Annotated in this window: 10 protein-coding genes; 5 read left to right on the top strand and 5 right to left on the bottom strand. The window is 39.2% G+C overall.

Going from position 1 to position 9,756, the window contains the following annotated elements:
- Positions 1–116 precede the first annotated feature (116 nt).
- The 3 genes from LMB56_RS10350 to LMB56_RS10340 form a co-directional block, all read right to left on the bottom strand.
- Positions 117–2,135, bottom strand: a complete 2,019-nt coding sequence (locus LMB56_RS10350) for a beta-galactosidase (protein ID WP_229283995.1) — start codon at positions 2,133–2,135, stop codon at positions 117–119.
- Between the two features lie 9 nt (positions 2,136–2,144).
- Complete coding sequence (locus LMB56_RS10345; protein WP_229283994.1) at positions 2,145–4,067, bottom strand: PTS sugar transporter subunit IIA; 1,923 nt, start codon at positions 4,065–4,067, stop codon at positions 2,145–2,147.
- Between the two features lie 158 nt (positions 4,068–4,225).
- Positions 4,226–5,245, bottom strand: a complete 1,020-nt coding sequence (locus LMB56_RS10340) for a LacI family DNA-binding transcriptional regulator (RefSeq protein WP_229279306.1) — start codon at positions 5,243–5,245, stop codon at positions 4,226–4,228.
- 168 nt (positions 5,246–5,413) lie between these two features.
- Here LMB56_RS10340 and LMB56_RS10335 point away from each other — a divergent pair, with 168 nt between their 5' ends.
- Entirely contained in the window at positions 5,414–5,893 is a 480-nt protein-coding gene (locus tag LMB56_RS10335) for a hypothetical protein (RefSeq protein ID WP_042746278.1), read from the top strand.
- 51 nt (positions 5,894–5,944) lie between these two features.
- On the opposite strand, the gene LMB56_RS10330 is transcribed toward LMB56_RS10335, so the two are convergent.
- Together LMB56_RS10330 and LMB56_RS10325 are read right to left on the bottom strand one after the other, a co-directional pair.
- Complete coding sequence (locus LMB56_RS10330; RefSeq protein WP_003671552.1) at positions 5,945–6,772, bottom strand: exodeoxyribonuclease III; 828 nt, start codon at positions 6,770–6,772, stop codon at positions 5,945–5,947.
- Positions 6,773–6,774: 2 nt separating this feature from the next.
- On the bottom strand, positions 6,775–7,107 hold the full coding sequence (locus LMB56_RS10325; protein ID WP_229277920.1) for a MazG-like family protein: 333 nt from the start codon (positions 7,105–7,107) through the stop codon (positions 6,775–6,777).
- Between the two features lie 149 nt (positions 7,108–7,256).
- Here LMB56_RS10325 and LMB56_RS10320 point away from each other — a divergent pair, with 149 nt between their 5' ends.
- The 4 genes from LMB56_RS10320 (at position 7,257) to LMB56_RS10305 (ending at position 9,747) form a co-directional block, all read left to right on the top strand.
- On the top strand, positions 7,257–7,481 hold the full coding sequence (locus LMB56_RS10320) for a hypothetical protein (protein ID WP_042746283.1): 225 nt from the start codon (positions 7,257–7,259) through the stop codon (positions 7,479–7,481).
- A gap of 514 nt (positions 7,482–7,995) precedes the next feature.
- Entirely contained in the window at positions 7,996–8,481 is a 486-nt protein-coding gene (locus LMB56_RS10315; RefSeq protein WP_229283993.1) for a hypothetical protein, read from the top strand.
- A 179-nt stretch (positions 8,482–8,660) separates the two neighbouring features.
- A complete protein-coding gene (locus LMB56_RS10310) occupies positions 8,661–9,083 on the top strand; it encodes a hypothetical protein (protein ID WP_229283992.1) in 423 nt (140 codons plus the stop codon).
- Positions 9,084–9,108: 25 nt separating this feature from the next.
- Complete coding sequence (locus LMB56_RS10305; protein WP_229283991.1) at positions 9,109–9,747, top strand: sunset domain-containing protein; 639 nt, start codon at positions 9,109–9,111, stop codon at positions 9,745–9,747.
- Positions 9,748–9,756 lie beyond the last annotated feature (9 nt).

Below are 9,756 nucleotides of genomic sequence, written 5' to 3'. Positions count from 1 at the left end.
TACAACAATGGCCTCTAACGTCCGGCAAAACCGAACGTTAGAGGCCTATTGTTGCTTGCGGGGGCTCGAAAACGAAGTCACAAGTGACTTCTGTCTCGCTCCCTTAGCCGTTTTTTTTATTCTTGAACCAGGATCTCAACATCCCACGAATCAAGCATCGTTTCAGGTGAATCCCCAGTCAAAAGGTCTCGATAACCCTTTTGAAATTCTACTGGTAATGGTTGTTTACCCTTTCCCATATTAAGGACAAAGTAAATATCCTGACCTGCTGAATTTTGGCGTTTTGTTACCTCCAGTTCTGTTGGCTCTTTGACTAACGCGGAAAGGTGCACATCATCAACAACATGCATAATGATCTTACGGAGACTAGCATGGTCAAGGCGACTACCGACATACCATGCTTTTCCCTTTGAATAGGTATTCTCGGTTACCGCGGGAGTCCCAGCATAAAATTCACTAGCGTATTTAGCCAGGACATGGGCTCCATTAAGCCGAATTAAATCTGCTATTAAATGTCCCGTTAATTCATCCCCGGTCGTCATTGTTAATTTAACATCTTTATTAGGGAGGATTGCATCACTTTCTTCAACCCACAGCCCCATTACCTCTTTTAATGGTCCAGGATAACCGCCCGGATAAATACCATCGGATTCATTTACCATTCCGGACATAAAACTAGTAATAAAATTACCCCCGTTTGCAACATAATCCGTAATCTTCTTACCTAAGCCATCCTTAACCATGTAAAGAACGGGGGCGACTATAAGATCATACTGACTAAAATCATCATCAACCGAAATTACATCAGTTGGAATATTCAGTTCATAAAATTGCCGGTAATAATCAAGAATAATTGGTACATATTTTAGGTCCTGGGTAATACCATCGACATACTCAAAGGACCAGAAATTACTCCAGTCAAAGATAAGAGCCACCCGCGCGTTAGTCTGAGAATTCTTAATAACCGGGCCCACTTTTCTTAAATCATGACCTAATTTTGCCACTTCCTTAAATGCCCGGGTATCAGTCCGGTTGGCATGATTAATCACGGCACCATGAAACTTTTCTGATCCCCCCAGCGCCTGCTTCAACTGGAAAAATTGAACGGTATCTGCACCATGCGCAACTGCCTGTAATTCAGTGGCCGCCATCTGTCCCGGACGCTTTAATGGGCTATATGGTTGCCAGTTAACTTGTGATGGCGTGGATTCCATCAACATAAACGGCTGGTGCTTTAAGGAACGCATCAAATCATATAAGAATGCTGGTTGATAAATCGGCGCATCATAAGCCGGATAACTATCGTATGATATGATGTCTTGCGCACTCGCCCACCGCTGATAATCAATCATTTTATTGGGCAGACTATGAAAGTTAGTAGTGACTAAGGTTGTTGGATCATATTTTTCAATGATTCGCTTTTCCATCTTAAATAAATCAAACATTTGGGTCGATTGAAAACGTAAATAATCAATTGAAAGTCCGGCGACAATTGTTTCCGATCCTTCTTGGCCCCATGCATCACCAAGTTCATTGGGCACAACAATCTCATCCCAGTCATGAATTGTATGACTCCACACATTCATATTCCATGCATGATTAAGGTTATCCAAGGTTTGATAGCGCGCCTTCAACCATTGCCGAAATTCTGTTTGGCATTCTTCACAATAACAATTTCCACCATATTCATTATTAACATGCCAAGCAACAATATGCGGATTATCGCCATATCTTTTAGCAAGCTGTTCAACAAGATTTTTAGCTAAGCGCCGATAATTTTTACTGCTTGGGCAAAAGTTATGCCGGGCACCAAATACATGGCGGCGTCCTTGGTAGTCGACCCGCGCAACATCTGGGTATTTCTTGAACATCCAAGCGGGCATCGCGGCGGTTGAAGTGGCAAGAACGATATCAAAATCAGCAGCCGTTAATTCTTTGATAATCTTATCAAGCTTAGTAAAATCGTATTTTCCTTCCTGCGGTTCAAGCAAAGCCCATGAAAAAACATTGATCGTGGCGGTATTTATATCTGCCTGCTTAAATACTTTAATATCTTCAGCCCACGTTTCTTCTGGCCATTGCTCGGGATTATAGTCGCCACCATATAAGAAACGAGGCAATTTTTTCTTCATCATTCGCTCACCCTATTTAAATTCTACTGTTACTACCTTATCACCATGTTTAACAATCTTACCGGGAGTAAAACCAGCCTTTGCTTCAATATTATGCGGTTGCGCAAAGAAAGTAATTACCCAGTCTTCATACCCGCTTTGTTTAATCAATTCACGATCAAAATCAAAGAGTAGCTGACCCTTTTTAACGATTTGACCGTCATTATAATGGGCATTGAAGCCTTCACCACGCATATTTACGGTCCCGACACCAATATGAACAATCATTTCTAACCCCTTGTCAGAAGTAATACCAAACGCATGACGGGTGCCAAACGTAAAGTTAATCTTCCCGTCAAATGGGGCGTACAATTTATCGCTAGTTGGCCTAATCGCAAAGCCCTTTCCGGGGAACGGTTGACCATCACGATCGACGACTTCTTTCATTGCAACTAATTCGCCATCTGTTGGGGCATAAATCGTTTCTTCTTTAAGACCAGTCGATGATGTCGACTCTTCACTTGTCAGTTCTCCTTGTGCTAATTTATCCTTTAACTCTTCAACTACTTCCGCATGAACTTTTTCACTCAATTTCACCTTAAAAAGGAAGACAAAAATTGACAAAACAGCTAATGCCAGTGGGATATAAAAGGCCATACTATCAAAAGTCCGAATATCATGACCTGTCATGTCAGCAGCAGTTGCGCTCCCTGTCATTCCAGCCGCGATTGCGATATAACCGACAAGTCCATTTGAGATTGCCCCTGTTAATTTATCAATCATTGGTCGCACAGCAAGAACAACCGCTTCATTTCGTTGACCAGACTTTAATTGGCCATATTCAATTGCATCCGTTAATGTTAAGACTGTTACCAATTGGGCAAAATTAATGTTAAACAAGACCAATCCAAAGTCCATCATTAAAACATTAGAGCGGGCAAAAATAAAGATTAAATATGCTAAACTCATGCAGACCTGGCCACCAATGAATAGCCATTTTCGTGGAATAAATTTATTCAAAATAGGATAAAGGGGACTAGTACAGAAACCAATAATCGTAGCGATGACCCCAACAATCCAGAATTCACCAGGTTTACCAATAACAAACTTGTAAAGGTAAAAAAGGACACCATTAGTTACAACATAGGCACATGAATAAAGTAAATATGCCAAACTTGGCCATAAGATTTGGTCATTGTGAAAAATTGCTGAAAAAACTTCCCGAATAGTTGTCTTATCTTGAGCAGACTTACGAATCACATTGTAATTTTCTTTCGTCCCAACACAAACAACCAAAGCACAGATAACAGCTAATGCCGAAATGATGGCAGCAAAGGCAAACCAACCAGCTGGCCCCTGCCGATGATGACCTGTAGCTAAATAAGTAAAGGTCGTTACAATCGGTACCACGATAATCGTTAATCCGTTCCAGCCAAGCGTTCCCGCAAAAGCACCGAGAGCGGTATAAACACCCCGCTCTTCAGAATCTTCACTTAAAGCGGGCACCATTCCCCAATACGAAACGTCAGAAAATGAGTAGAAAATATCAAACGTAACGAAAATAATAACAAATAGAATGGCAAAAAGAACCCAATTATATTTTGCTAAGCCAAAGATTCCGGTAAACAGGATTAACAGCAAAATCGCGCTAACGATATTTCCTATTAAAATCCATGGCTTAAATTTTCCCCACCGGGTCTTCGTATTATCAACAATATTTCCTAATAGCGGATCAATTAATAATTCCAAAATCCGGACAGAAACAATCAAACCAGTAATCAACCCAATTAGTTTATTAGCAACCGTTTTGCTTAGTCCCGCGAACATTCCGCTTGTTACAAAGATAATAAAGTAAGTACTCATTACCCCATAAAATGCGGAGTGCCCTAAGTTACCAAAGCAAAACGAAGCACGAGAAATAAGCTGCTTCCCCGTGAGCTTATGGCTATGTGTCATATTTACAACCTCCAAACTACAGCTTTTTGCAATCGCTTACAAATACATTATAATTCTTTAGTTAGTTTTAGTAAATATTTATTTAAAAAGTAAATTCATTACTAAAGAAGAAATAAAAAATAGCTAATCCGTGAATCGCTGATACGAATACTGATTAGCTACTTATTTTCTTTAGGAAAGCTTTTACGAAAAACAATATCGGTATTTACTGTCAGATGAACGTGCGGACGCTGGGGATGAGTTATTAAATCTTGGAGAAGGTTAATTGCCATCCGGCTAAGCGTCTCTTGGTTGATATTGTAGGACGTTAACGGCGGTGAAACATACTTAGCAACTTCACTGTTATTGATGCTAATCACGATAGTATCACGTGGCACAATTACCCCCGCTTCATTAAAAGCTTGAAGAACACCAACACTTAGCGTATCAGAGGCAATAATAAAGGCTTCCGGTAAATTATCACCGCTTTGTTCAAGAACCCGTTTACCAAGTTGATAACCGTTTTTTACATTAAATGGTCCGTCCACATATAATGGCGCTTCTTTTATCCCTTGCATCCCTGTAAATTCACGAAAGGCGATTTCACGGGCATCAGCTTGTTGGACGTTATTGAGATTAAGGCCTTTTCCGCCAATGAAGCCGATTCGTTCATAACCTGCTTTGGTGAGGCGATGAAGAGCATCTTGAATCGTTAATTCAAGGTTAGGCTGGACAGAATCAAATAATTGCGGCATCGGATTAATATCGACAAAAACGCCATGCGGTAAGTATTGATGGAGTTCGATAAGCTGGTCTTGCGTTACCCGGTCCGCACCCACGCCAATAAATCCTTGGAACGAATCAGCCGCCGCAATTAAATCTTTGATATTACTAAAGATTTCAACTTGCGCCCCCGCTTCATCGACTTCTTTAATAATTGCATTGCGCAAAAACGCAAAATATTCATCTTGCAGTTGTTCTTTACCACTTACCCGATACAATAAAGCAAGATTAGGACGGATTGGTTGCTGCTGAGAATTTTTCTTGTGGTTGTTCCAATAGCCAAGCTCATTAGCCACCGTCATGATCTTATTGCGGGTACTTGGACTGATCGATAAATTTTGGTCATTATTCAAAAGGCGCGATACCGTTGCTGGTGAATATCCTGATTTTTCCGCAATTTCTTTAATTGTCGCCATCATTTTCACCTCTTTTAGTAATGGGTTTAGTAAATATTATACACTAGTTTGAAGATAGAGATGATAATTCAATCTAATAATCTTATTCTTAATTATTTTCCCTTGTTTATTTCCCTTAAAATGATCATAATTAAGAGGACGAGATTTATTGATGAGGAGATTTACATTATGAATAAAGTTTCTAAGGGCCTTGTACTTGCTCTTGCTGGTATTACTGTTGGAACTAGTACTGGACTTAGCACTACCCTTTTTCAATCGACCAGTGTTGCCTATGCTGCTGAGATGACAAAGGAAAAGAATGATTTAGCTAATCGTTATATCGCTGATTATTTAGGTAATTGTCAACAATATGAACAGAATGACAAAACATTCAAAGGATTTTCTTCAATCAAGGATATTACCTATTCGCGGGACAACAAGATTAAAATTGATGTTAATAATGATATCTATCAATTATCTAAAGCCCGTCGTTCACTTTTGATTCAAGATTTGCAAAATGGTGTGTATGGCACATTAGCAGATAACGACCTTAAGAAGTTATCTGAAAAAGACATTCAAAAGGGCTGTCCAACTACTGTTTACTTGAATGGAAAAGTAATTGGTCACACTGCTAAAAATGATAATCACCACATTATTTGGAATAAATAACAAAATAAGAGATTTGGGACAAAGTTAGTGCTCCAAATCTCTTATTTTCAGTTAAAGATCAATTTCTAGAATAATTGGCGTATGATCGCGACGTTCTCCACTATCGATCATCCCCGCTTCTGTAATCTTATCAGCGAGCCGGTCACTGACTAACCAGTAATCAATCCGCCAGCCAGAGTTATTTTGTTTACTAGTAATTACCCGTTGTGCCCACCAGGAATAAACTCCCTTTTCGTCGGGATGAAGGTGCCGGAAACTATCAGTAAAGCCAGCTGCTAATAGTTTTGAGAAATGCGTACGTTCTTCATCAGTAAAGCCAGCAGAATGATGGTTGGTTGCTGGATGAGCTAAATCAATCTCTTCATGAGCCACATTAAAATCACCACTAGCAATTACCGGTTTTTGCTGATCAAGTTCATGCAAGTAGTCCCGGTAACAATCATCCCACGTTTGCCGCTCATCTAACCGTTTAAGCCCGTTGCCAGAATTTGGCGTATATACTTCCGTAACATAGAAGTCCGGAAATTCAAGGGTAATGATTCTTCCTTCATCATCCATTGGTTCTGGCGCATTAATTTTAGGATAAGTTACTTTCGGCTCATATTGGGCTAAATAGAGGTACATGGTCCCAGCATACCCTTTCCGTGCTGGTTCAACGGAACTTCGCCATGCCACTTCATAATTGGGGAATAATTCTTGTAAAACCGTCAAATGCTTCTTAGTTGGCCCATTCTTTGACAGCTTAGTCTCTTGAATGGCGATGACATCTGGCTTCATCGCTGCAATCTTTTTTAATACTTCCCGCGTTTCCCCTGCCCGTACGGAAGTTCCAGTTAGTGCTGCATTAATTGAATCAATGTTCCACGAAATAAATTTCACAGCTATTTCTCCTTTTTATTTCTTGATTTAAGGTCGCTTTCTTTGATGAATACCCCATCGGCAGTTGTCTTACCCGTTCGCTTTGCAATCTCTTGATAAGCTGCGGTAAGCGCTTGTTGATGGTCAACGCCCACTAATTTACAAAAGATTAGCAGTGCAATCTGTAAGTCACCGATGCTGTCGATAAGCTTGGTCCGATTTTCCTTATTATACGCACTAGAAAGTTCGCCAAGCTCTTCTGCCATCTTCATAAATTCGACACGTGGATCTGCGTGGTCAATCCCGCGTTCATGCGCCCACTCACCAATTTTTTGAAACAGCTCCTCGTAATTCATCACATGTCACCTCATCAAGTGATAATTCTAGTCTTAACTATAAAATAAAAGAACTAGCTACGCAATAAGAAAATTTCACGCAAGCCTTCTTAACAGTATTTATCAATCACCGCTGTTATAATTATTGCTAGAGAAGGGAAGTGAAACAAATGGACTTAACCAAGTATCGAATCGACCCTGCTAAGTTTGCTTTAGCTTGTGTGCAAAGTTCACCGGACCTTACTACTCAAGACAAATTAAGGGTTTACAAGGAAGCATACGAAGAAGCGCTTACTTTCTATCACCAAATTCAAACAGCCGTTATTAATAAAGGTCGTTCAAAAGAAGATCGCAGCCTTAAGGAAATGGGAGACTTTTTCGATTTAAAGAACTAAATCAATCACCGAACTCACTACCTATCAAAATCTCCCATCCCAATTGATGAAAAATGTTTTTTAAAATTAATTTACTTTGACTACTCACTGCAATCATGATTGTGGTGAGTTTTTTAATTTAAAACAAAAATAAAGGTGCCCTATTTGGACACCTTCAGTACCGGTCTTGGGACGCTTAAGGCGCTCTTTATTCATCAACTTAGTATCAGTTACGGATTAAGTAACGAACTGAATCCACTTTGCATGCCGGTAATTCTCATTCTGATATGTATATTATAGTATAAATAAATTATGGTACAATAGCTATTGCGTGTTGGGAGTAACGATCAAAACTTACGCACAAAAGGGGTTCTCCTATGAAGTTTGTACTTCTCATTCTGATCGTACCGAACGGGCTCGTTAAGCAACTGCTACATTTTGTAAAGGTTGCAATCAAAAAGGCTCTCAAACGCCTAATTGAGAAACTACTTGGTTATCCAAACGGTAAAAGCTGTAATTATTAGGGAGTAATTTTATGAGGAAAATAGGTCTTATTTGTATTACTGTTGTTGCTGGCCTATCGCTAGCAGGTTGTAGTCACTCTGCATCACAGAAAAATAATAAGCAAAACACTGAATCATCCAGCGTGAAAAAACATCATACTCACGACGAAGATCAAGATGATGATTTTTCATTAAATCTTGTAAGTTCAGATAATCAAGATACTGATTCGAATGATTTAGACATTAATGTTCCATCAGCTAACACTTCAACTAGCTCAGCGTCAAATATCCAAGTACCCCACTTTAATTCTAACGGTAGTGGTTCCTCTACTTCTGGTGGTGATCCAAAAGTTCAAGCTGAAACCGGTAGAATTCAACATGATTGGAACGTTAAACAAGGTATCGAAAATCCTGATGGCAGTGAAACACAAAACTTCCAAAATTGGGTAGCTAAGCGTGACCAAGCAGAAGCAAATGGACAAAGTATGCCCGACTATAATCAAAATCAACGATATTAAATGGGGGGAAGATTAATGAATACTGAAAGCAATAAGAAAGAACCACAATTTTGGAAAGGTGATCCTTCTGGTGGTTTTGCGACCGGATTAGTCGCTGATTCATCATTGGGCTAACCAATATTTGTTCATTCAATATTCCTTGGTTGGGAAGAATTTGTTTCATAGCGATTTGGCTCGTCATGCGGACACAACCCCGATTTAAGGACACATGTACACCAGAAGAAATCGCTAAGGATAAAGAAGAACGGGATCAAAAGTTTGAGGAAATAAGAGAACAAGCTAAAGCAAGAGAAGCTGAACGTCAAGCAACTAAAGAACAAAAACGTGAAGCAAAAATACAAAAGAATGAGCTGAAACTTCAAAAGAATCAACTTAAGATTCAAAAATATCAACTTAAAAATCGCAATAAAATAAAATGCCCCAAGTGTAGAAGTACAAACGTACAACCACTCGGGGTGCATAAAAAAAGTTTTTCGGTTGGAAAAGCCGTCGCTGGGACAGTTGTTACTGGTGGACTTAAAGTCGGTACCTTGGCCGGTTTTGCTGGCAAAGGATCAAAGAAAACAGATTTTGTATGTATGAACTGTGGGAAAACAATTTAAAAAATAACCTTGGGGATTTGATTTTATGAAAAATAAAGGATTAGGAACGATAATAGGTTTTGCTTTCGTTCTATTTATAATTATTTGGCTATTTAAAATATTAATGTTTCTAGGAATTATCGCTTCTATTGTAGCCATTATTTATTTTGGAGTTAAAGTTTATCAAGAAAATGACAACAGAAAGCACCTATTCTTAACAAGAATACTGCCATCATTAATTGCTCTTATAATCTTTAGTAGTCTATATGGTGCAGCTAATAATACAACTAAAGAAATATCACACTCTGCTAGTTCTGCTAAAGTATCGTCTAGTAGTAGCAAGAAAGATGAAGGCAGCAGTAACAAAGATGAATCAGCAGACGATGAAAGCAATATTAACTCATCAGATGATTATGATGACTCATCTACCGAGAATAATGATGATTCTGACACTAGTAATGAAGCTAGTTCAACCGCTACAAGCAACGATAGTAATGATACCGATTTTAATACAGTCAAAGGTGATATGGAAACTGACCAGCAGGGTACGATCGTTGGTAATTCACGCACGATGGTTTACCATACTCCAGACCAACAAGGCTACCGTATGAACTCAGCTAATGCAGTTTACTTTAATACAGAAGCCGAAGCACAAGCTGCTGGTTATCGTAAATCTGCAAGGTAAATAAAAGCT

Origin of the sequence: Limosilactobacillus reuteri (assembly GCF_020785355.1) — a bacterium.
Classification (GTDB): Bacteria; Bacillota; Bacilli; order Lactobacillales; family Lactobacillaceae; genus Limosilactobacillus; species Limosilactobacillus reuteri_I.
This window is presented reverse-complemented; position numbering and strand designations above follow the sequence as displayed.

Excerpts from the sequence above, each read along its gene's own strand:
- LMB56_RS10350 (WP_229283995.1), bottom strand. The coding sequence starts at position 2,135 with ATGATGAAGAAAAAATTGCCTCGTTTCTTATATGGTGGCGACTATAAT.
- LMB56_RS10345 (WP_229283994.1), bottom strand. The coding sequence starts at position 4,067 with ATGACACATAGCCATAAGCTCACGGGGAAGCAGCTTATTTCTCGTGCT.
- LMB56_RS10340 (WP_229279306.1), bottom strand. The coding sequence starts at position 5,245 with ATGGCGACAATTAAAGAAATTGCGGAAAAATCAGGATATTCACCAGCA.
- LMB56_RS10335 (WP_042746278.1), top strand. The coding sequence starts at position 5,414 with ATGAATAAAGTTTCTAAGGGCCTTGTACTTGCTCTTGCTGGTATTACT.
- LMB56_RS10325 (WP_229277920.1), bottom strand. The coding sequence starts at position 7,107 with ATGAATTACGAGGAGCTGTTTCAAAAAATTGGTGAGTGGGCGCATGAA.
- LMB56_RS10320 (WP_042746283.1), top strand. The coding sequence starts at position 7,257 with ATGGACTTAACCAAGTATCGAATCGACCCTGCTAAGTTTGCTTTAGCT.
- LMB56_RS10315 (WP_229283993.1), top strand. The coding sequence starts at position 7,996 with ATGAGGAAAATAGGTCTTATTTGTATTACTGTTGTTGCTGGCCTATCG.
- LMB56_RS10310 (WP_229283992.1), top strand. The coding sequence starts at position 8,661 with ATGCGGACACAACCCCGATTTAAGGACACATGTACACCAGAAGAAATC.
- LMB56_RS10305 (WP_229283991.1), top strand. The coding sequence starts at position 9,109 with ATGAAAAATAAAGGATTAGGAACGATAATAGGTTTTGCTTTCGTTCTA.